We start from the raw sequence: 23,863 nt of genomic DNA, 5'->3' as shown, positions 1-23,863 counted from the left end.
ATTTGAAAAAACATGCATGGGATATAGGGTTATGGTAAAATCACTTTATTATATGAAAACGTTTACGAATATGGGGAGGTCTTGACATCGTTATGGAATTTCAAGAAATCGCACAAGTAGCGGCCAAGCTTAGAGCAAATATGGCAAAAGTCATTGTAGGTAAAAATGATACAGTGGATTTAATGCTGATCGCCATGATCGCCTCAGGTCATATTCTGCTTGAGGATGTACCAGGTACCGGGAAGACTTTGCTGGCCAAAACGATGGCAGCCTCGTTAGATTGTACGTTTAGACGAGTGCAGTTTACTCCTGATCTATTGCCCTCAGACCTCACGGGGATTCATTTCTATAATCAAAAGGAAGGAGAGTTTGAATTTCGCGAAGGTCCTCTGTTCGCTAATTTGATTCTTGCCGATGAAATTAACCGAGCGACACCGAGAACACAGTCCAGCCTGCTGGAATGTATGGAGGAGAGGCAAATTAGTGTAGATGGGCACACACATGAGCTCAAAAGGCCTTTTATTGTTATCGCCACCCAAAATCCTGTTGATAATCAAGGTACATTTCCATTACCAGAGGCACAAATGGACCGCTTTATGCTCAAGATGAGCATGGGTTATCCAACTCAGGAGGAAAGTGTGGAAATTTTGCGACGTACGGTAAGCGGGGATTTCATAACAGGTGTATCTTCGGTTGTAGCCCAGCGTGACATCGTAGCTGCACAATCGGTTTATACAGCCGTTCGCGTACAGGAAGATCTGATGCGCTATATTATCTCTATCGCTGACGCAACAAGACATCATCCGGATATTGCGCTGGGCGTAAGCCCACGAGGAACACAAGCACTGCTTAAGGCGGCACAGGCCCGGGCAGCCATACAAGGCAGAGAATATATACTGCCTGATGATATAAAGGCTTTGGCGCTGCCTGTATTGTCACATCGGCTCGTATTCAAACATCGATCCAAGCAGCAGGAGGGAAAGGCTGAAGCGCTGCTTAGTGATATCATTTCACAAATTCCTGTGCCGAGCGACAGAACAAGTGTAGAAAGCAGTGTGCAATAACAGATGGAGCTTCTGTGGTTTCTTGTCGTCGGCCTTCTGCTAGTTTTTGCTCAAGGTATCCTGCTTGGGGTACCTGCACTGAAGAGAATTTCGTATCAGCGTGAGTTTGCGAAGAAACAGTGTTATGCCGGGGATGAGCTTGAGATGGTCGAGAAGATTTCGAATGAGAAAAGACTTCCCGTACCCTGGCTTCGCTTAGAGGCAATGATGCCAGCTTCTTTTATATTTCATACAGGTGCTGAACTCGGCATCAGCAGAGGAGATATTTATCAAAATCATCAAAGCTTGTTCTCGCTTAAACCCTATACTCGAATTACGCGGAAGCATTTCTTTACTTGCCAGCATCGCGGTGTGTATCAATTGGAAACGGTGACGATGACAGGCGGTGACCTCCTGGGTGTCTATTCCCATGCGAAGAAGCAGCCTGTATCGGTACAGATCACTGTATTCCCTGCACTCTTGGCTGATCACGAAATGCCAACGAGCTATGAGGTTTGGCAAGGCGAGCTGGAGGTATCCCGATGGATCGTAGAGGATCCGTTTCTTATTCTTGGTGTCAGGGAATATGGAGCGAGCGACCCGATGAATCGGATCCACTGGTCAGCAAGCGCGAGAACCGGTCAATTACAGGTATATAAACAAGGCTACAGTTCGGATCCGCAAACGCTCATTATATTCAATATTCAGGAGTCCAGTGACATGTGGAGTGTTGTAACGAAGCCGGGGATGGCCGAGAGAGGTCTATCCTATGCCGCAACCGCGGTGAATGATGCAGTGAGCAGAGGACTAAAAACAGGATTCATGCATAATGCATACGCTTTAGGATCAAATTCACTCGTGCGGATTGATGCCGACTATGGAGTTCTTCACGCAGAATATATAATGCAAGCCATGGCTGAAGTACAATTAAAGTGCTTGATACCGATGGAACAGGTGCTTATGGATGAGGCTGACAGGCAGCTTGATTCAGGAGAGCGGCAGGATTATTTATTAATTACGCCGTTCGTATCTCCAGGCATGGAGGAGCAGCTGAATCGCCTCAGATTCGGTGGAAATAAAGTCAGCATTGTATACCTTGATTCAGATCCGGAGTACAAGGAGGCAGGGAGATGAGCAATGATCGTGATCAAGCGGTACCTATAAGAGTGTACTTGCTGAGCTTGATGGAGCTCGTCTATATCTATCCTTTAACGGTACTGCTCTCTGTTTTTGCACTGCAAATAAGTCCCGTGTATACTTTCATATTGCTTGTGCTTGACCTCTTTACAGCGATCTGGCTGAGTTCTGCAATTAATAACAAGCTTATGGCTGGATGTGTATCATGGATTGCTGGAATAATGATCTCCGTTGGCGGGACGCTTCTATTAGACACAGAGCAGGATATAACCATTCTCCCTGTTCTTCTGGCAGCAGTGGCAGGAGCCGGAACGGCATATCGCGGGCTTACCCTGGGTAAACGAAGATTGAATTTTGCTCCTGCGGATCGTATGCAATATACGGGACTTATCTCATTGCTTGCATTAAGCCTGATTGCCACGAGAGTACCTAGACTGGACGATCATGCAATGAGTATTTATGCAGCCGGTATCATCGGGTTTCTAGTCTATATCTGGACAAGACATTCTCGTGAGATGAGACGGGCCACCTTAGACATGGATGGCAAGAGACCGCAAATGAAGAGCTTCTTCGAACTGAATCGGCCACGGATGCTTCTCTTCCTAGTCATAGTCATTATCCTTGGGACATTTAATTATCTGTCGGAGTTGTTTAATTACCTGTGGAACGGATTTACGAGCTGGTTTCGTTCATTGTTTGATGGAGAGCCTTCTGAGGAAATACCAGAGACCATCCCTCAGCTTCCTTCAGAAGGACTACTATTCCCTCCCACTGAAGCAGAACCTTCGAGTGATTCATCACCCGTATGGGATTGGGTACTGAACGCGCTGGTCATGCTCGCTGTGCTTGCCTTCTTATTATTCATTGGTTATGGCCTGTGGAGATTGCTCAAGAAGGTGAGCCGATATCTACAATCCAGAAGTAAACCCAAACAGGAGACTCCAATCCCGGAAAAAATAGCTTATATCGATATAACGGAGACGATCGAGAACAGACCGAAGAAAGATTTTTTTCGCATGTTCCGTAAACAACGAGTCCCTGAGGAACCTGAACAAAGAATCCGATATTATTATAAGTCTGTTGTAGAGCAGGTGGGTAAGGAAGCAGGACCACTGCCTTCATCACTCACGCCTAATGAGCTGGAGCAATGGCTGAATGAACACGAAGAAGTCCGACACAAGCACGTTCCGTATAGAGGAGAGCTGATCCACCAGTTAATAACTTTATATAATAAAGTCAGATATGGGGAGGAAAAGGTATCTCCCGAGGAGGTTCAACCGCTTGATCAGGCACATAAGTAAGCTTAATGTCAGATTAGGTCGAGCTTCTCTTTACTTTTCATTCCACGTTCAAGTATCATGAGAGAAATAAAGTAGGCATATAAAGGAGCTTAGCCATGAAGACGATGACAAATCATAGCAAGATTGTAGACTGCACGATTCGAGACGGCGGCCTCGTGAACAATTGGGATTTCAGCGTGGAATTTGTACAGAAGCTGTATGAGAGCTTAAATGAAGCAGGCGTTGAATATATGGAGGTTGGATATAAAAATTCCCCTAAGCTGCTGAAGGGTGCCGACAAAGCAGGGCCTTGGCGCTTCCTGAACGATGATTTCTTGAGAAAGGTCATTCCTCAAAAAGGCAACACCAAGCTGTCCGCACTGGTAGACATCGGAAGAGTAGACGAAAATGACATTCTTCCTCGCAGCGAAAGTATGCTGGATCTGATCCGTGTTGCTTGCTATATCAAGGATGTGGACAAGGGTCTAGAGCTAGTTCGCATCTTCCATGAACGTGGTTACGAAACGACACTTAATATTATGGCACTATCCAATGTGATGGAGAATGAGCTTCTTGAAGCTTTTGAAATGATCAATGAGAGTGTGGTTGATGTTGTATACATTGTCGATTCCTATGGAAGCCTGGATCACAGTGACATTAAATATCTTGTTGAGAAGTTCAAGCTTCATCTGCCCAACAAACGGCTTGGGGTCCACACCCACAACAACATGCAGCTCGCATTCTCCAACACGCTGATCGCTTCTGAGCTTGGTGTTGAACTGCTGGATGCTTCCGTGTATGGAATGGGCCGCGCTGCCGGTAATTGTCCGACAGAACTGCTAATAGCTCATTTGAAAGGAACTAAATATAAGCTCCGTCCTGTTCTTGATGCGCTGGAGCAGCTCCTTGTACCTCTACGTGAGAAAGAAGAGTGGGGATACATCCTGCCATATATGATAACAGGTCATCTCGACGAGCATCCTCGTTCGGCTATGGCACTTCGTAATTCGGAGAATAAAGACCGGGTCGTCGATTTCTATGATACACTTACCACACCTGAAGTGAACTTTGATAAGTGAGGATTGTGCATTAATCCTCTTATAACCGATGAATCGATTCTGGGATGAGCACTAGCCGTTTTGCTCGCATTATTCCCTGACTAGGCACTCTCTACTAAATGGTAGAGGGTGTTTTTATTTTATAGAGACTTAATACCTACAAATTGCGCGTTTATGCATAGATAAGTCAAAAAAATAGTACAAAGTTTGCTGATTAAATGGTATTATAGTCCAGTGGATATTGAAGAAAATGTTGGAATATGTCACATCTTAACTGTAAAATACATGATAACCAATGAAATAAACGTACTTTATGGACAATATTTAGGAGGCATCAATAAATGCTATGAGCATTAAGTTGAGACATCCCAAGTTCTTATGGACTGCGGGTGCTGGTCTTATATTATGTATTTTGAACCCATGGATAATGCCTTCCTTATCTTCATTGCTTAGTCAGGAACTTATTAATTTATTGGGAATGGGCATCTCTCTTTGTTCGTTAATTATCTGCTTCTCGGCGTCTAACCAGGCGAGACTTTTGGAACAGGGGCAGCGAACACATAATGGACAGTACATTGCTTCTGTATTTTTTGCAGCAGGTTTTTTGGAATTGCTATTATTTATACACTATAGTGGAATTTCCTTCAGAAATGAGTTGCTGGTGGATACCTCCGATGTCATACTTATAGTATTTTTGACTCGGTTGCTCTGTGTAATGGGCATGCTTTATCTCGGGTTTTCTTCTCCAAAATCGGCGGAGCGTCCCATCCGCAAATCTATAGGATTAGGTGCTGCCCTGCTATATATGGCAGTCCTGCTTCTCCTTCTACAAAACAACGACAATCTTGATTACTTCTTTAGCGTTTATGACCCCTTGAACGAGATTGTAAATCCAATTCATTATGCGATCCATTTTTCTCTTTTATCTTTTTTAATGCTGGCTCTGTTGGGGCTGTTATTTTCAAAGGTAAAACGAGTAATGAATGTGAATAAGAACCTCATACTTGGTATGATATTTTGTATTGTCAGTCAAGGCTTTATGCTGCAGATTCAAGACGTATCAGATCTCTCTTTTACGCTGTCCATGATCTTTCAGCTGCTGGGCTATTTCATTTTTCAAGAGGTGTATTTCAACGTTTACGTCACGATTCCACTGGAGCGGCAGACCGTCACCCGAGAACAGCTGAACTACATGGCTCATTATAATGAAGTTACAGGATTGCCGAATCGGAGGTCCTTACTCCTACATTTACGTGATTGTATGCATTCTGCATATTCAGAGAATCGGACGGTAGGTCTTCTGGTCATCAACATCAACCGATTTAAGATCATAAATGACTCGCTTGGTTATCAGTTCGGAGATCAACTGCTGAAAACAACAGGAGAACGCCTAAAGCAATATAGAGGCGGCAAAATAGAGGTGTTCTCGCTGGACAGTGACCGATATGCTGTCGTTTTAAGCGAATTTGTTGAAACAAAATTATTAAACCGGCAGGTAAGTGAAATTCTTCAGCATTTCAAAGAGCCCTTACTATTAAAAGATCGTGAGCTGTACCTTACCCCGTCTGCTGGCATTAGCCTATTTCCGTTTGACGGAAGCTCACCTGAGGAATTACTTCGTAATGCGAATACAGCCCTTCATTTCGCGAAGGATCATGGAATGGATTTGAACCGATATGCAGTCTCGATGAAACGGGAGGCACAGAAAAGCCTGCAGATGGAGCATGACATCAGAAAGGGCCTGAAGCGTGGAGAATTCTATTTGGAATACCAGCCGCAAATCGATCTAAGAACGAATGAGGTCGTTGGTGTTGAGGCACTCGTGCGCTGGCAGCATCCGGTCAAAGGGACGATCTCACCAGCAGATTTTATTCCCATCGCAGAGGAGAGCGGGCTTATTGTTCCTCTTGGGGAATGGGTGCTTAAGGAGGCATGTTCTCAGAATCGAAAATGGCAGCAGCAGTACAAACCCTTGTCGATCTCTGTGAATCTGTCCATTCGGCAATTTCAGGATGTGCATCTGACAGATCGAATTCAGCGCGTTCTGCTTGATACGGGCCTTGATCCGACATGTCTTGAGCTGGAGATTACAGAGAGCACGATGCTGGACTTTGATCAGGGAATTGATGTTCTGGATCGGATCAAGAAGTTAGGTGTACAGATTAGCATTGACGATTTTGGGACTGGCTACAGCTCGTTACATTATCTTAAGAAGCTTCCAATCGATCGATTGAAGATTGATCAGTCCTTCGTTCGTGAGCTGATGGAGGACCACAGCAACAAGGCCATCGTATCTACGATAACCTCTATGGCCAAGCATTTACAGCTTAAGGTCACTGCTGAAGGTGTAGAAAATGAAGAACAGCTTCTATTTCTGCAGGAACAGCATTGTCATGAAGGTCAGGGATACTTTTTCAGCAAACCGCTTAAGTCTGAAGATTTTGAAAGCCGATTTTTAAAGGTAGTTGTCTATAATTAGAAAGGCTAGATAGAATGAACATAAGACATACATAAATATATTTAGAAAGAACCAGTTTTGGCTGTGATGCGCTGAAAAATGGATTCGCATCATCGTTGTTTAGTGAGCCTCACAATTGTACGATTTCTTCCTCATAATCTGTGAGTTCATTCTATCTAGAAAGCTTCTAATGCTTCTCTCAGCAAAAAAAGTATTGCATGAATTAACTGTGAGTGATATATTATTAGTTGTCACCAATTAAGTAAATGATACATAACGATGACGGGATGTAGCTCAGCTTGGTAGAGCACCTGGTTTGGGACCAGGGGGTCGCATGTTCAAATCGTGTCATCCCGATTGTATATATGCGGGTGTAGTTCAATGGTAGAACTCCAGCCTTCCAAGCTGGTAGCGTGGGTTCGATTCCCATCACCCGCTTTGTAATTTGTAAGACCTGAAACCCTTGTTCCCGCAAGGGTTTTTCTTTTTGTCCGAATTCGACATACCCCTGTCTACTTTATGCATAAGGGGCAACCCGGGGGGCAATTTTCGGATTAAGTGCCTCCAGTTGATCAGCTGCTGCTCTACTGACTGTTGTAGACTGATGGGTGTATATATCGGCAGTTGTGTTGATCTTCGTGTGACGTAGTCGTTCTTGGATAGTTTTAATATCAGTGCCGTTCTCTCTGAGCAGCATACCTGCTGTGTGACGTAGGCCGTGCAGTTTAACGTGTGGAAGCTTATGTTTCTTTAAGAAGCGGCTCCATGTCAATGTTGCTGTGCTCGGATAGTACATAACTCCTTTACCTCCGTGCCAAATATAATTCTTTTTACCGCCCTTCCACTGTTTACAGATAAGCCGCTGCTTCTTCCATGGCGTGTGGAATTTCTTTAGCTCATCCATATACCACCTTGGCATAGGGACCCATCCCTCTGATTCTTCTGTTTTTACCTCTGCTTCAGTTTTATTGCCTTCTTCGTCAAAAGTAATCTGTTTCTCAATGAAAATAGCATTGTTCTCAAAGTCTAAATCGGTCCACTCTACGGCGAGTAGTTCACCACGTCTGAAGCCCCCGAGAATCGCTCCAGTGAAGTATAAGCGCCATCCATCGGGGAGTTGGTGCATGGCTCTCATAATTGAAAGGACTTCGTCCCATGTGTATGAGTGCTTCTGACCTCGTAGTTTTTTCTTTTCAGCCTTGCTTTGAGTGGGCCGCTTAACTCCGGTGATTGGGTTGTCAGGTATAACCTTCCATTCATGAGCTGCGTCAAAGATGCTCTTAGTTACTTTGAAAATATTCAACTTTGTATTGGTGGCCATTGGAGTACCATCTTTTTTCGTTAGCTCTGCGAAAAAGGTAACCAAATGTAACGGTTGGATCTTATCAATCCTGGTGTCTCCGAACTCAGGCATCAGATATGTTTCAATATATGTCATATTGTTGCGCCGAGTGTTCGGACTCATGAACTGATCTGCATAACCTTTTTTCCATTGAGGGACAAAGTCTCGAAAGGATAATTTATCTGTCCGAACCAGCTTTCCGTTTTCCACCTCTTCCGCATATTTAGCTAGTTCAAGTGTTATCCATTGTTGTGTTTTTCTTGTCGACTTCATAATATCTGCAGGTACTTCGATGTTTTTGGTTACTCTTTTTCGTTTGATATGATTTGGGTCTCTAGCAATTAATTTATACCGATTGCCCCCCAAATGTTCTGTATAAGCCATTGTATTCTCACTCTCCTGAGCTTTATTTTCTGGGCCCAATCTAATTCCATTTACATGGGAATCACCTCCTTACAAGGAACATATGTTCTTATTTTGGGTATGAAAAACCGCCTTGCAGCGGTAAATGCAAGTTACTTAAAAAAAATTATGTACTTCAGGTGGTACTGAACATCTAAGTAGGTATTGCTCCTTGGTTTCTCCAGGTTGCGGATGTGAGTCTGCTACCAGTAACTTTATCGCAAACTGATTGGCTTGTCGCTCGAATTTGCCTGCGTTAAAAAATGATTGTTCGTCGAGGAAGAACCTACTGATACCTGGATGAAGGCGATCATGAGCTAATTCATGAGCGCACACAAACCTCATCCAAGGCTCGCTCAGCTCGTTATGGATTGCTATGTAGCGTCTTCGGAGCTTTCGGTAATACATGCCTCGGGTATTTCTCCCTAAATCAGTGAACCAGACTTCAATATTCAGTCTTTCTGCAATTTCAAAAGGACAGTTTGTCTTGTATCGCTTGATGAGTCCTTCAATAATATGGTCCATAAATCAATCCTCTGACTTTTTACGACCGTATGTTTTTTTGTTTTTCTCTTTTGCGTCCCAGAACATTGCTTCCATTACTCGCTTGAGCTTTTCTTTGTCATCGTTGCTTACGGGTAAACCGTCAAACATAATCGGTTCATCCTCTTCAAGTAATTTTTTGAAGTCTCTCCTATCTTTGGCCGTTGCCCACTCTGGAGCCTGTTGTTCATCCTCAGTATCTTCGTTAGTAAAGTAATCGAGAGGTTTACTAAAGAAATTTGCAATTGCTTGTAGTGAATCTATTTGAGGGTGCTTTGTTTGTCCAGAGAGAATCTTAGTAAGACCTGTATAGGAGACACCAGTTTCTTTAGAGAGTCGGTATTTAGTGATTCCTTGTTCATCCATCAATTCTGATATCTTATCTGCTAAATCCACCTAAAAGGCCTCCTATTATATCTCTAATGTGTTATAACTCTATAAAGTTATAATAAAACAGAAAAGAGAGATAAGTCAAGCGATTCAAAGTAAATAGGAGATAATGTCGGATTTTGTAACTCTATGGGGTTATAACGGCGGTTGAGTATAACACTATGGGGTTATATTATGTATTCAGGAGGTGAGCACGATGGGACAAACAATTGAAGTGAACATTCAAAAACTGATCAATCAAAGAGGTTGGACGATTTATAGACTGTCCAAAGAAAGCGGAGTTGCAGTATCTGCATTGTACAACATTGGTAAGAAAAAACAAGGACCTTATGCTGAAACGTTGGTTAAATTGTCGAATGCATTAGGAGTTTCTTTGGACGAGTTAGTGCGGGGGGAATCTGCTGATGCCGACCACGAGTGAATTTATAGAATTACTGCGCGATGAAATTAAGCAAGATCTTCGGCAAGAGATTCTATCAGAATTGCAGCCTGAACTCGAACGCAGACTGTATTCCAATGTGTTCGACTTCGCTGAAGCCTGCAGGTACCTGAAAGTATCAGACTCAACCTTACGGAGAATGGTCAAATTTAACGAAATTCCATTTATTAGGAATAGAACGTTGATCCACTTTCGCCAGACATCCTTAGATAGATGGCTGGAAGCAAAAGAGAAGTTAAAGGAGGAAAACAATTGACAGGATATTTCAAGGTAACTGAGGCGAGCAGCCTTCACCGCGATTTCATCGCCTACCGTGACAACGCCAAGGCAATCCGCGAACTGGTTAAAGACTTCAGTGCCACACACGCAATTGAATCCACAACTTATTGGCCGACGGATGAAGCACTGTACATCGTACCAACTGAAAAAGATGTCAGCTCACACGGATCAATCCTATGCGCTCCAATCGAGAGTGGGCTGAGAAAATTTAAAGTTAACTCCCGTATCGGGAAATCTTGGCTCAAAGCTTTGAAGGATGCAAATCTGAAGGTAATCAGGAAGCCACCCGTAGCATTTTACTTCCGGAGCTTCAGCGGTGGTCGTATTCGTAGTCGTCTGTTCAGTGTGGATGATCAGGTGTATTGCAGTTTGGATCCTTTTGAAGGAGATCCACCGGAGGGGTTAACCGAAATGAATGCGAGTGAGTTCTTCAAGATCATTGAAGATTCGGAGAGGGGGTGAGAAACTTGCCAATAAAAACAGCTATTCATTACCAAGCCGTCTGCGCTTTTTACTTAGCCCTTGCAGGCCAAATGCGGCGAACAGGTCATATCAAGATCGCGCTTCATGCAGACAAGCAATATCGTACTTATCGTAATTTGCTACAGAAAGAAATACAGCTGCTCGGCTCCTACCCCGAAACAGCTGCACTATGAACCCTACAATGTAAAGCCAGCATAGCACTGGCAGAAAGGATTTGCAAATGAAAGCTACTGGAATTGTGCGCCATATTGATAATCTTGGTCGTGTTGTTATTCCGAAAGAGCTTCGTAGAACTCATTTTATTGAAGAAGGAGATCCACTGGAGTTCTTCGTGGATGGTGACAAGATCATTCTTCGCAAGTATCAACCGGGCTGCATTCTCTGCGGTAATACTGAAAGTCTGCAATTATTTCACGGTAAACATATCTGTACTCACTGTATTAAAAATGCAGCAGAACTTACTAAAAACTAAACCTTATTAGGAGGATTCATATGCAAAATCTTGTTCCGATTCAAATTACACTTCAGGCGGCGAATGCTGCAGATATTAAACATCTTGTTCATGATCTGGCGGGAACTCTTGGCGGAATGCCAAACGGTAGCGTCCCTGCAGAAACAACCGTATCCACCGTTCAGGCACAAGGAGCCTCTTATTCTCCGCAGGCAAACACTCAAGCCCCAGAGCCGCCTGCATCGCAACAACCTAATTACGGACAGCATTACGGTCAGCAACCACAATATGGCCAAGTTCCGACTCAACAACCGGACCCGACGCAATACGGACAACAGCCACAACAAGGACAGCAAGCACCAACAGCAGCGGTACCGACTTCGGCACCGACGTATACTCTGGATCAGCTGGGTGTGGCGGCTCAGCCGGTAATGGATGCAGGTCGCGGCTCTGATCTGATCGGGTGGCTTCAGCAGCACGGCGCAGGGGCTCTTACTCAGCTAGATCCTAAATTCTACGGGGAGTTTGCAACGTTCTTGCGGAGCCTCGGAGGGCGGATCTAATGGCTGAAATCGCACATGCAGAGCGGGCCCATGCCCTACTCTCTGCTAGTGGGGCTCACCGCTGGCTGCACTGTACGCCAAGTGCTCGCCTGGAGGAAACACTTCCTGACACGGAGAGCGAAGCAGCTAAGCGTGGCACACTCGCTCATGAAATTGCAGAGCTTAAGCTGCAGAAAGTTTTCTCTGGATTACCTACTCGTAAATTCAACGCATCGCTGAAGAAGTTTAAGGCTCATGAACTGTATGAGCCGATCATGGACGATCATACAGACGCTTATCTGGAATTTATCCAGTCTATCGTCCATGCTTTCCCGTCTCCACCATTTGTGGCCATTGAGCGGAAGGTGGACCTGACTGATTTTGTTCCTGAGAGTTTCGGAACCTCCGACTGTATAATTATCGGCAGTGGGAAGCTGTATGTCATCGATTATAAGAATGGCCAGGGTGTGCCTGTGCCGGCAGAGGATAATCCACAAATGAAGCTTTACGCTCTTGGAGCCTATAAAGCGTTCAGCTTGCTGTTCCCGATTGAGGAGGTTCACGTGTCTATCGTACAGCCAAAGGTGTGGGAGCAACCTTCTGAATGGGCGCTTCCAGTTATCGACCTACTTGCTTGGGGTGAATCTATTAAACCGATTGCACAACAGGCTTTCAATGGCCAGGGTGAGTATGCCCCAGGATCTCATTGCGGGTTCTGTCGGGCAAAGGGGACTTGTCGAGCCCGAGTTGAGCAGATCATGGAAGCAGGGACTAAGGCGCCTATGAAGCCGCCACTACTCAGCTGGGAAGAGGCTGCTGAAGTGCTGCGGAAGGCTGAGGGTATTGTAAGCTGGTATTCCGATTTGAAAAAGCTAGCCTTGGCTGAAGCTTTGAAAGGTGGGAGTGTTCCTGGGTGGAAAGCCGTAGAAGGGAGAGGCAGTCGTGAATATACCGATCTTGATGCAGCTTTTAAACATCTGCAGGAGAAAGGTATTGCAGAAGCTGTACTTTACGAGCGGCGCCCACTGACTCCACCACAACTGGAGAAGACGCTTGGTAAGAAAGAATATCGTGAGCTGTTAGAAGAATCCGGACATGTCACCAGCCGATCAGGCGCGCCGACACTGGTTCCGGATGGAGATAAGCGTCCAGCAATCACAGATCAAGTTAAACCGGAAGATGTGTTTGGTACACCTCCGGAGCAATCATAAAAACTAATTAATGATAAGGGGATAAATCCATATGACAACAGAAACAGCAGTAACTACAGGTGAAGTAAGACTGAGCTTTGTAAACTTGTTCACGCCACGTGCCAATCAACCAGGACAGGAACCGAAATACAGCACAACCATTCTTATTCCAAAATCCGATATGGCCACTATGCAGCGCATCAATGCCGCCATTGAAGCGGCGACGCAAAAAGGTGTAGCAGGAGTATGGGCGGGAGCTCGTCCGGCGCAACCGAGAACTCCGATTCACGATGGCGATGGCGTTCGTCCGAACGGTGAGGCGTTTGGCCCGGAATGTAAGGGGCATTGGGTGCTGACTGCAAGCAGTAAGCAGCAACAGGCTGTAGTGGCACCTGACATGAGCCCGATCATCGATCAAACCAAAGTGTATTCGGGCGTCTATGGTCGGGTAAACATTAATTTCTTCGCCTACAGCAATAGTGGTAATAAAGGAATTGGCGCTGGACTAGGACCTGTACAGATTTTGCGTGATGGTGAGGCCCTAGGTGGACGTATTTCAGCTGAACAGGCTTTCGGCGGTAATGGTGGGGGCGTAGGTTTTGCATCTGCACCAGCTCCGCAAGGTTGGGATCAAATACCGCCACAGCAGTATGGTCAACAGCCAGGTTATGGCCAAGCACCTCAGCAACCGCAATACGGACAGCAGCCGCCAGCAAATCAAGGGTACGGACAAGCTCCACAACAGCCGCAATATGGTCAACAACCGCAGTATGGTCAACAGCCTCAGCAAGGATTCGGACAACAACAACAACAACCGCCTCAACAGAACATTGATCCGATCACCGGTAAGCCACTTGGTGGAGGCGTATGGGGGATCTAATCCATACGGTGTGAAGGTTTTAAGAGGGGGTTCTTCGGAGCCCCTTAACTTTAACCGTAAGGAGGACCTATGCATCATTTATCCATTGATATAGAGACATTTTCCAGCGTCGAAATCAAGAAAGCGGGGCTGTATAAATACGTTCAGAGTCCTGATTTTCAAATCCTCTTATTCGCTTATTCCTGGAACGGAGGTCCGGTTGCAATCGTTGACCTGGCACAAGGAGAACAAATACCAGAAAACGTCATCACCGCGCTGAGCGATCCGCGCGTTATCAAGCATGCCTATAATGCCGCATTTGAGTGGTACAGCTTGAGCAAATTCTGGCATACACCGCTTGAGCAGTGGCGTTGCACACAGATTCATGGTCTTTACTGTGGGTATCCTGCAGGACTTGGAAAAGTTGGTGAGGCGCTCGGTCTTCCGCAAGATAAAAAGAAGATGGGTGTTGGTGGATCACTGATTCGAACCTTTTGTATACCAGTTAAAAAGCCGGCAAAAGCAAATGGCTATCGAACCAGGACACTTCCGCATCATGAGCCGGAGAAATGGGAGCTCTTCAAGGAGTACTGTGTAGGGGATGTTGTAGCTGAAATGGAGATTCTTCGCCGGTTATCAGTGTTCCCTGTACCCGATCAAGAGTGGCATCTGTGGCAGCTCGATCAGCGAATCAACGTTCGGGGTATCGCATGTGATCTGCAGCTGGTTGATGGGGCTTTGACTGTGAACGATGAGATAACCAAGGAGCTAACCTCAGAAGCGATTCAGCTTAGTGGGCTGGATAATCCGAAATCTGTTCAACAGCTCAAGAAATGGCTGTCCGAGGAGATCGGGGAAGAAATTGAGGATCTAAAGAAAGATACGGTATCCGGATTAATTAAGAATGTAGAAGAAGGACGCGCAAAGCGTGTTCTACAGATCCGTAAAGAGTTATCTAAAACAAGCGTTAAGAAATATCAAGCCATGGAGACAGTTGCTTGCGTAGATGGCCGAGTACGAGGGCTCTTGCAGTTTTACGGAGCTAATCGGACCGGGAGATGGGCAGGCAGGCTTGTACAAGTTCATAACCTTACAAAAAACAAAATGGAGTTGGATTTACTGCAGTATGCAAGGGATCTGGTCCGACGGAAGCGAGTGGACATGCTTAAGTTCGTTTTTGGCAACGTCCCCGATACTCTAGCGCAGCTGATCCGGACAGCCTTCGTATCGCCTGAAGGGAAGAAGCTTCACATTGCGGACTTCTCAGCTATCGAGGCCAGGGTCATTGCGTGGCTAGCAGGTGAGCAGTGGCGGCTGGATGTGTTTGCTACACACGGCAAGATATACGAAGCCTCCGCTTCGGCCATGTTCGGTGTTCCTCTGGAGGAAGTAGACAAGGATCTTCGACAAAGGGGCAAGGTGTCCGAGCTGGCATTAGGTTATCAGGGAGCAGCTGGAGCGCTGATTGCTATGGGCGCTCTGGACATGGGACTTTCTGAAGAAGAGCTTCCGGAGATCGTGACTCGGTGGCGGAACGCAAACAGGCGAATTGTTGACCTCTGGTTCAGTTTTGAACGCGCTGCGATTGAAGTCATGGAGACAGGTCAGCCGGTAGGTGTTCGAGGAGTTATTTTTGCCCGGGAAAGTCATCACGGAAATGGATTGGATTTCTTTACCGTTCAGTTACCGAGCGGTCGAAAGCTGTACTATGTAGAGCCACGCTTGGCTAAGAATGATTTTGGTAAGCAGGCACTTCACTATATGGGTCCAGACCAAAAGACAGGTAAATGGACACTGATCAGCACGTATGGCGGAAAGCTGGTGGAGAACATTGTCCAGGCTATCGCGCGGGATTGTTTGGCCGTCTCATTGCTGAGAGTCGAGCAGGCAGGTTATGACACTGTATTACATGTGCACGACGAAATTGGAGTTGAATCCGATCGAGACGAGGATCTGGATAACATTTTGTTCTTGATGTCTGAACCAGTACCGTGGGCTCCTGGACTGCCCTTGAAGGCAGCTGGATTCTCCACTGAATTTTATATGAAGGATTAAGGGGGTGCCTACTTTGAAGGCGACCGCACGAGTAGCAGCCGACCTGGTCATGCTACTGCAGCGCGAAGGGTTTACTATACAGCGGTATGACAGCAAGACGACGAGTAGCATTTATCTCAAGCTTGACTATGGCGTTTGTAACAGCATCCGGATCGGAGACCACAAGGGCAAAAAGAAATACAAATACCGCTATAACGTGGATATTGGACGAAAGCAAATCAACCGGCACAAGACGTCTGAAGGTTGGGATCGCTGGTATTACCCTGAGACAGCCTTATGGAATCTGCTGATAGATGTAGTTGAGGATCGACGGAAGATTAAAGACAAGCATGGCGAGGTGCATTATCAACTTTTGATGGCGCAATGTGAATTAGAAGGACGTGGGACTAAAGGGTTTTGGGAAAGCGCAAAACTTGTTAGCCCTGACGATCAAGGAGGGGCAAGTGTGGATTACGAGATAAACGAAAAAGCCCGAGAAGCACTGAATAAATTAACGAGCTTACCGGGTATGCACGCTATCAAAGAGCAAGTCGATCAAATGGTCCATTTCTCTCGGATCGCAGCTCTGCGAAAGAAAAATAAGCTTAAAACACAGATCCAATCCAATCATATGATTTTCACGGGGAATCCTGGGACAGGTAAAACGACAGCAGCTCGATTGATCGGAGAGGCGTTTGCTGAGATTGGATTGCTAAAGCGTAGAGGTACTAAAGTTCCTTTTGTTGAGATTCATCATTCTACAATTGCTGCAGGTATCGTAGGAGAGTCAGAAAAGAACATCGTTTCTAAATTTGAATCCGCGCGCGGAGGTGTGCTCTTTATAGACGAAGCTTACTCATTTTGCTCCAGCGGTTCATCACATCGTACAGAGGAGAAAGTGATCGCGGCCATGGTTCAATGCATCGAAGATATGCGGGACGAAGTGGTTGTAATCGCAGCAGGGTATCCGGAAGACATGAAAGAGTTTGTGAATTCTAACCCGGGACTGGCTTCGCGCTTCCCAACCACGATTCATTTTCCGGATTATGCGGTGCCAGAGCTTGTGCAGATTGCTTATCAGATGTGCATCGATCAAGAGTATCAGCCTGATAACGGCTACCTGGACGCGCTAGCCAGTGTGATGTGGATCGAGAAGATTAAGCCGAATTTCGGGAATGCCCGAACAGTACGTAACCACGTTGAACGTTCTATTCGAAAACAATCGATGCGAGTCTCGCAGATGCAAAGTCCTACAAGAAAGGATCTGGCTACACTGATAGCGGCTGATCTGGTTCACTCCGTTGGTGGACTTCAGAACGCGGAGTTAGAAGTTTTGCAGAAACTGGTTAAGGACGCATCGGCACGGATATTTGAACTGGATTTAAAAGGGATTGCTCAGAAAGGTCAAGGAATTGTATGAGTATCGAGCAGTATGATCCGTTATTCGATGATATTCCTTGGGACATTATTACTGATGATAGCGGCAAGGTGATCGGAGAGGTTTATATGATTCTTCCGGATCCGCCGCCAAGGAGGCGTCAGAACAAATGGGGCACTATTACTACGTTACCCCGGATGAATATGCTGAAGCGGCCAAGCTCGGAATAAGGCCCGTTATGCTAGACCGGCGAATACGTCAACAAGGATGGACGAAAGAACGGGCTATGACCACACCGCCGCGTCAGATTACGAACCGGAAACATTGGGCGGCGATAGCTGAAAAGAACGGAATCTCTTACGACGCCTTTATGTCCAGAGTAAAAATCGGGTGGTCAATGGAGAGAGCTACAACTGAGCCGCTTCAAACGCTTGAGCAGAAGAGAGTGTTAGCAGCTAGAGCTAGAGATCGATCTCGAGTATACCCGGAAAAATATCTTCGTATGGCTGAAAGGAATGGTATCCCCTATGCAACCTTTCAGTACCGTGTGCGTTCCGGTGGCTGGGAGTATGAACGTGCAGCAACTGAACCAATCTGGACGCCTCAGCAGAGGGGACGATTTGGTGCCCAGAGATTACGTGAGCGTGAAGGAGATTGGGCGGCTCAAATATTCGGAAAGCGAGGTAAGAAGAATGGAATTAAATCCACTTCAGGAGCTCGTTAAGATATCAGACCAGTTACCACTTGTAGTTTTAAAGGATGTTAATCAAAGAATTGGTGACTGGTTGGCTTCAGGTGGCCAAGAAACGGATCCGTATATAGAACAACAACTGAGATTTGCTAGGAGATTTATAAAAGATACTGATTAAACCAGGAGGCAAGGCGTCATGCAATTTGACAGACAACTAATGATATCAAGCGCCGGGACCAGGCATAGCACCAACTGGCAGACACAAACGGCTTACTGGTCGGAAATTGTGGAGCGCCTGCGGACAGCCGTCAGAGGGACGGAGACGCTGGCGGAATACATGCAGCTGCCAAAGAGCAAACAGGATGATCTGAAGGACGTAGGTGGCTTTGTCGGTGGCAGTCTGTCAGGCGGTCGCCGGAAAGCCAATGCGGTCATCGGTCGTGACCTGGTTACGCTTGACCTTGATAATATCCCTGCAGGCGGGACGGAGGACATTCTTCGCCGTCTGGATGCCTTAGGTTGCGGCTACGCCGTGTATAGTACACGGAAGCACTCAGAGGATAAACCCCGTCTTCGGGTAGTTACTCCACTCGACCGGACAGCCACAGCAGATGAATATGAGCCAATCGCACGGAAGTTGGGGGATATTATAGGTATAGGGTTTTGTGATCCGACCACTTTCCAAGGATCCAGGCTCATGTATTGGCCCAGCTGCAGCGCAGACAGTCAGTACGTGTTCACCTTTGGTGATAAGCCGTTTTTATCTGCAGATGGTCTCTTGGCCATGTATGCGGACTGGCGCAATGTATCTTCATGGCCACAAGTGCCTGGATCGAATCAGACGCACGTTCGCATGGCCGCGAAGCAAGGAGATCCAACTGAGAAGCAGGGCATGGTCGGTGCTTTCTGTAAGGTGTACGATGTGCCGGCAGCCATTGAAACGTTTCTGCCCGGGATCTATACGCCTGTCGATGATGGGAGCGGTCGTCTAACTTACATCGGCGGATCCACTACAGGTGGAGCAATCATATACGATGATGGACAATTCCTCTTTAGTCACCATGCTACGGATCCGTGCGGCGGTCGTCTGGTGAATGCCTTTGATCTGGTTCGCCTGCACAAATTCGGTGATCAGGACGACGAGGCAAAGCCAGGTACTCCGACGAACAAACTTCCGTCTTATTCAGCGATGGTGAGCTTCTCGCTACAGGATGCCGGCGTTGCGGCAATCATGACGCAAGAGCGGTATGAAAAGGCTGTGAATGTTTTTAATCAACATTCGCCAACAGACCGTGAGAATATGGACTGGCTTCAGAAATTGGAGCTGAGTCCAACTACAGGTCGCCCAGCGAAGACAGCGCATAACGTACTTGTTGTTCTAACGCATGATCCGGCGATTCGAGAGAAGATTTACCGTGACACATTTACCGATCGACTGATGGCCAAGGGCCCGCTACCATGGCCGCCAAGAAATAAAAACGATCAGACTTTCAGCTGGTCTGATGCAGATGAACATGGGCTATTTTTATACATTGAACGCGTCTTGGGCTATCGGACGGAAGGGGCGATTCGAAGTGCGTTGGTCTATTGTTCCGAGCAAAACGCCATGAATCCCGTTGAAGAGTATTTGATGTCTTTAGAATGGGACGGGATCCCACGCTTGGATAGCCTGTACGTTGATTATTTGGGCGCTGAGGATCATCCGTTTATCCGGACGATAACCCGTAAAGCTTTAGTGGCTGCCGTTGCCCGTGCAATGGCCGAACAGGTCAAATTCGACTATATGACCGTTGTATGCGGCACAGAGGGTATCGGTAAAAGTACCCTCTTCCGCCGGCTGGGTAAAGAGTGGTTTTCGGATAGTCTCAAGACCTTTGAGGGGAAAGAGGCGGAGGAGTTAATCCAAGGGAAATGGATCGTGGAGATCGCTGAATTACAGGCATTTAACCGTGTAGACGTTAATCGAATTAAACAGTTTTTATCCAAAGTAGACGATCAATATCGAGAAGCCTACGGACGAAATGTCAAAAATCAAGTGCGGCGATCAATTTTCTTCGGTACAACCAATGACCATGAATACCTCCACGATCCGACAGGCAACCGGCGTTTTTGGCCCGTAGACGCCCGGCCGGACTATGCAACCAAGTCAGTATTCAGCGATCTAACAGATTCAGAAATTGACCAGATATGGGCGGAGGCCGTTATGCGCTGGCGAACAGGAGAGCCTTTGTACTTGTCTAAAGAAATGGAAGAAGAGGCAGAGATCCGCCGGCAGGAACACATGGTGCGGGACCCGTTAGAAGGAATTATTGAGGAGTTTTTGGAACGTCCAGTTCCCGAGGACTGGTTGTCTTGGAATTTAGAGAAACGTCTGATTTTTTGGGGCGGCGGTATGCAGTATGATGGAAAACTTGTACCTCGCGACCGTGTGTGTGCAGCTGAAGTATGGAGGGAGTGTCTACAGGAAAGGAGAACGGCTTCCAAGGCGGACTCTAACCGGATAGCTGCCATATTAGCTAAATTGGACGGCTGGGAGCGCACCACATCGATCAGGCCAGGGGCCGATTACGGAACGCAAAGAGGGTTCAAGAGGACGTAAACCATGTATACCATGTAAACCATTAACATTTACTGGAAGGTTTACATGGTATACAAACCAAAACCGGAAAACCCTTGGTGTATCAGGCTTTTTATATGTGTAAACTATGTAAACTATATATATAAATAATAATAGAATTATAGAGATTATAGAGATTAGGGGAATAATAACCCGCCTAATCCGCCTATACGCGATACGTCATATATACGTACATGAGAAAGTTTCAGGGAGGTAATCAGGCAATGAATAAGAATTTACAGCACAATTTAAATCAGATTGGACAAGGGTTCCAAATTAAGCGTATCGACCAAGAGGATTGCCTTTACAAAGACTTGGGCGAGTATGATATCGAGATTAGCGGCGGTCATAGAAAGAACGGACCTTTTCACCTGTACGTCTGGCGGAAAAAGGGGCTAAGAATTGTATACCGCAAATTGGACGTTCGATCGATCTCTAGGTTGAAGTTTGAACTCAATTTGGTTATGGAACTTCACGAGGGAAGTAAACAGGGGATCAAATGGCCAGAGGAGGAGTAGCGGTGAGAGAGAACAAAATCGAAGCCTATTTGCGGCAGAAGGTGAAAGACCTTGGCGGCATTGCCTATAAATTTGTATCTCCGGGTAACTCAGGAGTACCTGACCGCTTGGTTCTACTCCCGGGAGGACGAACCCTGTTTGTGGAACTGAAAGCCCCAGGAAAAAAACCAACTAAGCTGCAGCTTATGCAGCATAAAAGGATCCAAGGTTTAGATCATAAAGTACATGTATTAGACAGCAAGGAGAGTGTAGACGAATGGCTACAGAAGCTTTGAGTGTACGGAATCGATTTGTACCCCATGATTACCAGAGGTACTGTATCAATCGGCTTCTGACCGATGAGGCAATTGGCCTTTTGCTAGATTTGGGCCTGGGCAAGACGGTCATCACACTCACAGCGGTAAACGACTTGAAGTATAACCGGTTCGCCGTTCGGCGCTGTCTTGTTGTAGCGCCGAAGAAAGTCGCAGAGGCTACATGGGGGAACGAGGCGGCCAAGTGGGATCACTTGAAGCATTTACGGATCATAACGGTACTTGGTACAAAGCAGCAGCGGATTAAGGCCCTGAACACGCCTGGTGACGTTTGGGTGATCAATCGTGAGAATGTAGCCTGGCTTGTGGAGCATTACCGGAATGCTTGGCCGTTCGATATGGTTGTGCTGGACGAGCTCTCCAGCTTCAAGAATCATCAGGCTCAGCGCTTCAAAGTGCTGACGTGGGTTCGGCCTCACATCAAGCGCATTGTAGGTCTGACGGGAACGCCGGCACCGAACGGACTACTTGATTTATGGGCTCAAATCTTCCTGCTGGATCAGGGCCAGCGACTAGAAAAACGGATTACCCATTACCGTGAGAAGTATTTCGATCGAAACTATAACGGTCATGGCTATATGGCAAAACCTGGTGCAGATGACGTGATACAGCGTAAGATTGCAGATCTATGCGTGAGCATGAAGGCAGAAGATTACCTTGAGCTTCCAGACTGCGTGACGAATGTAATTCCGGTGGTGCTGGATAGCAAGGCCCAGAAGCAATACGACCAGATGGAGAAGGAATTGCTTCTGGAGGTAGAAGGTACAGAGATTACAGCGACCAGTGCAGCGGCTTTGTCTAATAAGTTATTACAGATGTGCAATGGAGCCATGTATGACGAGGATCGGCACGTCTTTGAGATTCATGACAACAAGATTGAGGCTTTCATGGAGTTGGTCGAGCAGCTGAAGGGAAAACCTGCTTTAGTGTTTTACAGCTTTCAGCATGACCTCATTCGACTAAAAAAGGCACTTGAGAAAACAAAACTACGGATCCGTGAGCTGAAGACACCCCAGGATCAACTGGATTGGAATGCCGGCAAAATAGATATTCTGCTTGCCCATCCAGCCAGTGCAGCCTATGGGCTTAACCTGCAGGACGGAGGAAACCACGTCGTGTGGTTCGGGCTTAACTGGAGCCTGGAGCTGTACCAACAAGCAAATGGCCGTCTACACAGGCAAGGTCAGAAGCAGAAGGTCATCTTGCACCACTTGGTTGTACAGGGTGGAGCTGATGAGGATGTCATGAAAGCCCTCGAGGGGAAGGCAGCCACCCAGGATAAGTTGCTGGAAGCATTGAAGGCCCGGATTGAAAGGATGAGCTGATATGATTAATACAAAGGCAACATGGATTGAGACCCTGATTAGTCAGTATGCTGCAGAGACATATGTTTTGGAGAAGTACCGGAGCAAACTAGATCTGAACGATCCTGAGGCTGCTGAGGAGGCTGATACGGTGTCGGGAATGTTGTCCGATATGAGATATGCCCTGACCTGGTTAAAACGCGGCAGACGACCAGGGAGCCGCCGAGGAGCGGAGGTCACGGACGTATACCGGCAACGTGAGATTTATATCAAGCTTTCTGGCCAGGAGATCACAGATGCTGAACGGCTGAGGCTGGTTGATGCTCTGTTAGCCTTGAGTGATCGAGAACGAACTTGTTTTTTACTTCATATGGCTCAGGGATTGACGCTACAAGAGATTTCGCATAAACTAGATTTATCAAAGAGGTCCGTTCAGCAGTACGTTGATCGAGCCAAAAGCAAGATTTCAAAAGAATTTTTGTGATCTTGTCGTACGTACTGACGTACGTCGTGCCGTACAAACTACCTACCATAAGTCTGTCTATAACAGGGCTCTCCATTGCGGAGGGCTCTTTTTTGCGTTTGAAATTAAAGTTTAGGAGGTCGATTTTATGGACGAAGTAAAGCTGGTTAACGGTCTTGCAACAAGTAAATACACTGAGGTTTATCATGAGAGGGACTATAGCTTCAATGCACCACATCACTTTGAGGTGCGATCAGTTGAGGGCGATGTGCTTGCAGAAGTGAACTTCCAAGACGGCCCCATTAAAGAAGCAGGCATTAACGGCGTTATGAACGAGGATCTGATTGCAATGGTTATTGCTAGGCTGAATGGATTCCAGAACAGTGATTTCCGCTGTCGAGAGAATGCTGTAGCGATTACCAAACTGGAAGAGTCGCTGATGTGGCTGCGTAAGCGAACCGCTGACAGAGAAGCGCGTTGTGTTGAGGGTACCCATACTGTTTAGACCCTAACATGATTCGAAATCGAAAAAAGCCGCATAAGCGACTTAATTTGACGCAGCTTGGATTAGCAAATAAAAGAGCCCGATGCCGATAAACGCAGACAAGAATTTTACCAACAGGGGTTTTCCGATTTCGTTATATAACC

The 23,863-nt window shown here is 46.4% G+C and carries 26 protein-coding genes and 2 tRNA genes; 25 read left to right on the top strand and 3 right to left on the bottom strand.

The window, feature by feature from the left end:
* Window positions 1-92 precede the first annotated feature (92 nt).
* The 7 genes from BLW49_RS04845 (at window position 93) to BLW49_RS04815 (ending at window position 7,414) form a co-directional block, all read left to right on the top strand.
* Window positions 93-1,064: an AAA family ATPase gene (locus BLW49_RS04845; RefSeq protein WP_090723437.1), complete on the top strand. Its 972-nt coding sequence runs from the start codon at window positions 93-95 to the stop codon at window positions 1,062-1,064.
* Window positions 1,065-1,067: 3 nt separating this feature from the next.
* The gene (locus BLW49_RS04840) at window positions 1,068-2,177 is read left to right on the top strand and encodes a DUF58 domain-containing protein (RefSeq protein WP_076311704.1); all 1,110 of its coding nucleotides are present in this window, start codon (window positions 1,068-1,070) and stop codon (window positions 2,175-2,177) included.
* Complete coding sequence (locus BLW49_RS04835; RefSeq protein WP_090723435.1) at window positions 2,174-3,481, top strand: hypothetical protein; 1,308 nt, start codon at window positions 2,174-2,176, stop codon at window positions 3,479-3,481. Before BLW49_RS04840 ends, BLW49_RS04835 begins: the two co-directional genes overlap by 4 nt.
* Window positions 3,482-3,576: 95 nt before the next feature.
* Window positions 3,577-4,539, top strand: coding sequence for an aldolase catalytic domain-containing protein (locus BLW49_RS04830; RefSeq protein ID WP_256209574.1), 963 nt, complete (start codon window positions 3,577-3,579; stop codon window positions 4,537-4,539).
* A 325-nt stretch (window positions 4,540-4,864) separates the two neighbouring features.
* The gene (locus BLW49_RS04825; RefSeq protein WP_076311702.1) at window positions 4,865-6,997 is read left to right on the top strand and encodes a putative bifunctional diguanylate cyclase/phosphodiesterase; all 2,133 of its coding nucleotides are present in this window, start codon (window positions 4,865-4,867) and stop codon (window positions 6,995-6,997) included.
* Between the two features lie 262 nt (window positions 6,998-7,259).
* Window positions 7,260-7,333: transfer RNA gene (locus BLW49_RS04820), tRNA-Pro, on the top strand.
* 10 nt (window positions 7,334-7,343) lie between these two features.
* Window positions 7,344-7,414, top strand: a tRNA-Gly gene (locus BLW49_RS04815).
* 79 nt (window positions 7,415-7,493) lie between these two features.
* On the opposite strand, the gene BLW49_RS04810 is transcribed toward BLW49_RS04815, so the two are convergent.
* The 3 genes from BLW49_RS04810 to BLW49_RS04800 all read right to left on the bottom strand — a co-directional run bounded on the left by BLW49_RS04810 (window position 7,494) and on the right by BLW49_RS04800 (window position 9,659).
* Window positions 7,494-8,702 carry a tyrosine-type recombinase/integrase gene (locus tag BLW49_RS04810; RefSeq protein WP_090723842.1) on the bottom strand — a complete coding sequence of 403 codons (1,209 nt, stop codon included), beginning with the start codon at window positions 8,700-8,702 and terminating at the stop codon, window positions 7,494-7,496.
* A 135-nt stretch (window positions 8,703-8,837) separates the two neighbouring features.
* Window positions 8,838-9,245, bottom strand: coding sequence for an ImmA/IrrE family metallo-endopeptidase (locus BLW49_RS04805; protein WP_090723434.1), 408 nt, complete (start codon window positions 9,243-9,245; stop codon window positions 8,838-8,840).
* A 3-nt stretch (window positions 9,246-9,248) separates the two neighbouring features.
* Window positions 9,249-9,659, bottom strand: a complete 411-nt coding sequence (locus BLW49_RS04800; protein ID WP_256209573.1) for a helix-turn-helix domain-containing protein — start codon at window positions 9,657-9,659, stop codon at window positions 9,249-9,251.
* A gap of 190 nt (window positions 9,660-9,849) precedes the next feature.
* Between BLW49_RS04800 and BLW49_RS04795 the strand changes: the two genes are divergently transcribed.
* The 18 genes from BLW49_RS04795 (at window position 9,850) to BLW49_RS04715 (ending at window position 23,720) form a co-directional block, all read left to right on the top strand.
* Window positions 9,850-10,074: a helix-turn-helix domain-containing protein gene (locus BLW49_RS04795; protein WP_090723432.1), complete on the top strand. Its 225-nt coding sequence runs from the start codon at window positions 9,850-9,852 to the stop codon at window positions 10,072-10,074.
* Window positions 10,058-10,348: a helix-turn-helix domain-containing protein gene (locus BLW49_RS04790; RefSeq protein WP_090723431.1), complete on the top strand. Its 291-nt coding sequence runs from the start codon at window positions 10,058-10,060 to the stop codon at window positions 10,346-10,348. The genes BLW49_RS04795 and BLW49_RS04790 overlap by 17 nt, the downstream gene beginning before the upstream one ends.
* Window positions 10,345-10,833 (top strand): hypothetical protein, encoded by a 489-nt coding sequence (locus BLW49_RS04785; RefSeq protein ID WP_090723429.1) that lies wholly within the window; start codon window positions 10,345-10,347, stop codon window positions 10,831-10,833. The genes BLW49_RS04790 and BLW49_RS04785 overlap by 4 nt, the downstream gene beginning before the upstream one ends.
* A 5-nt stretch (window positions 10,834-10,838) precedes the next feature.
* The gene (locus BLW49_RS04780) at window positions 10,839-11,027 is read left to right on the top strand and encodes a hypothetical protein (RefSeq protein WP_090723427.1); all 189 of its coding nucleotides are present in this window, start codon (window positions 10,839-10,841) and stop codon (window positions 11,025-11,027) included.
* A 47-nt stretch (window positions 11,028-11,074) separates the two neighbouring features.
* A complete protein-coding gene (locus BLW49_RS04775; protein ID WP_090723426.1) occupies window positions 11,075-11,326 on the top strand; it encodes an AbrB/MazE/SpoVT family DNA-binding domain-containing protein in 252 nt (83 codons plus the stop codon).
* A gap of 20 nt (window positions 11,327-11,346) precedes the next feature.
* Window positions 11,347-11,868, top strand: coding sequence for a hypothetical protein (locus tag BLW49_RS04770; protein ID WP_090723424.1), 522 nt, complete (start codon window positions 11,347-11,349; stop codon window positions 11,866-11,868).
* Window positions 11,868-13,058 carry a DUF2800 domain-containing protein gene (locus BLW49_RS04765; protein ID WP_090723422.1) on the top strand — a complete coding sequence of 397 codons (1,191 nt, stop codon included), beginning with the start codon at window positions 11,868-11,870 and terminating at the stop codon, window positions 13,056-13,058. The genes BLW49_RS04770 and BLW49_RS04765 overlap by 1 nt, the downstream gene beginning before the upstream one ends.
* Window positions 13,059-13,089: 31 nt before the next feature.
* Window positions 13,090-13,917: a DUF2815 family protein gene (locus tag BLW49_RS04760; protein WP_090723421.1), complete on the top strand. Its 828-nt coding sequence runs from the start codon at window positions 13,090-13,092 to the stop codon at window positions 13,915-13,917.
* A 69-nt stretch (window positions 13,918-13,986) separates the two neighbouring features.
* Entirely contained in the window at window positions 13,987-15,951 is a 1,965-nt protein-coding gene (locus BLW49_RS04755) for a DNA polymerase (RefSeq protein ID WP_090723419.1), read from the top strand.
* A 13-nt stretch (window positions 15,952-15,964) separates the two neighbouring features.
* Window positions 15,965-17,350 (top strand): AAA family ATPase, encoded by a 1,386-nt coding sequence (locus BLW49_RS04750; protein WP_090723418.1) that lies wholly within the window; start codon window positions 15,965-15,967, stop codon window positions 17,348-17,350.
* A 127-nt stretch (window positions 17,351-17,477) separates the two neighbouring features.
* On the top strand, window positions 17,478-18,032 hold the full coding sequence (locus BLW49_RS04745) for a hypothetical protein (RefSeq protein ID WP_090723417.1): 555 nt from the start codon (window positions 17,478-17,480) through the stop codon (window positions 18,030-18,032).
* Complete coding sequence (locus tag BLW49_RS29455; protein WP_371264519.1) at window positions 18,001-18,177, top strand: DUF6877 family protein; 177 nt, start codon at window positions 18,001-18,003, stop codon at window positions 18,175-18,177. The genes BLW49_RS04745 and BLW49_RS29455 overlap by 32 nt, the downstream gene beginning before the upstream one ends.
* An 18-nt stretch (window positions 18,178-18,195) precedes the next feature.
* Window positions 18,196-20,598, top strand: coding sequence for a virulence-associated E family protein (locus BLW49_RS04740; protein WP_090723415.1), 2,403 nt, complete (start codon window positions 18,196-18,198; stop codon window positions 20,596-20,598).
* 242 nt (window positions 20,599-20,840) lie between these two features.
* Window positions 20,841-21,134, top strand: coding sequence for a hypothetical protein (locus BLW49_RS04735; protein ID WP_090723414.1), 294 nt, complete (start codon window positions 20,841-20,843; stop codon window positions 21,132-21,134).
* Window positions 21,135-21,136: 2 nt separating this feature from the next.
* Window positions 21,137-21,409 carry a PDDEXK family nuclease gene (locus BLW49_RS04730; RefSeq protein ID WP_090723412.1) on the top strand — a complete coding sequence of 91 codons (273 nt, stop codon included), beginning with the start codon at window positions 21,137-21,139 and terminating at the stop codon, window positions 21,407-21,409.
* Window positions 21,391-22,773 (top strand): DEAD/DEAH box helicase, encoded by a 1,383-nt coding sequence (locus tag BLW49_RS04725; RefSeq protein ID WP_090723410.1) that lies wholly within the window; start codon window positions 21,391-21,393, stop codon window positions 22,771-22,773. Before BLW49_RS04730 ends, BLW49_RS04725 begins: the two co-directional genes overlap by 19 nt.
* 1 nt (window position 22,774) lies before the next feature.
* Window positions 22,775-23,236: a sigma-70 family RNA polymerase sigma factor gene (locus BLW49_RS04720; RefSeq protein ID WP_090723409.1), complete on the top strand. Its 462-nt coding sequence runs from the start codon at window positions 22,775-22,777 to the stop codon at window positions 23,234-23,236.
* Between the two features lie 127 nt (window positions 23,237-23,363).
* On the top strand, window positions 23,364-23,720 hold the full coding sequence (locus tag BLW49_RS04715) for an Acb2/Tad1 domain-containing protein (protein ID WP_090723407.1): 357 nt from the start codon (window positions 23,364-23,366) through the stop codon (window positions 23,718-23,720).
* Window positions 23,721-23,863: the final 143 nt, after the last annotated feature.

The sequence above is a fragment of the Paenibacillus sp. PDC88 genome, assembly GCF_900106725.1.
GTDB lineage: Bacteria > Bacillota > Bacilli > Paenibacillales > Paenibacillaceae > Paenibacillus > Paenibacillus shunpengii.
Note: the sequence above shows the minus strand (reverse complement) of the source record. Positions and strands in the feature narration are given on the sequence as shown.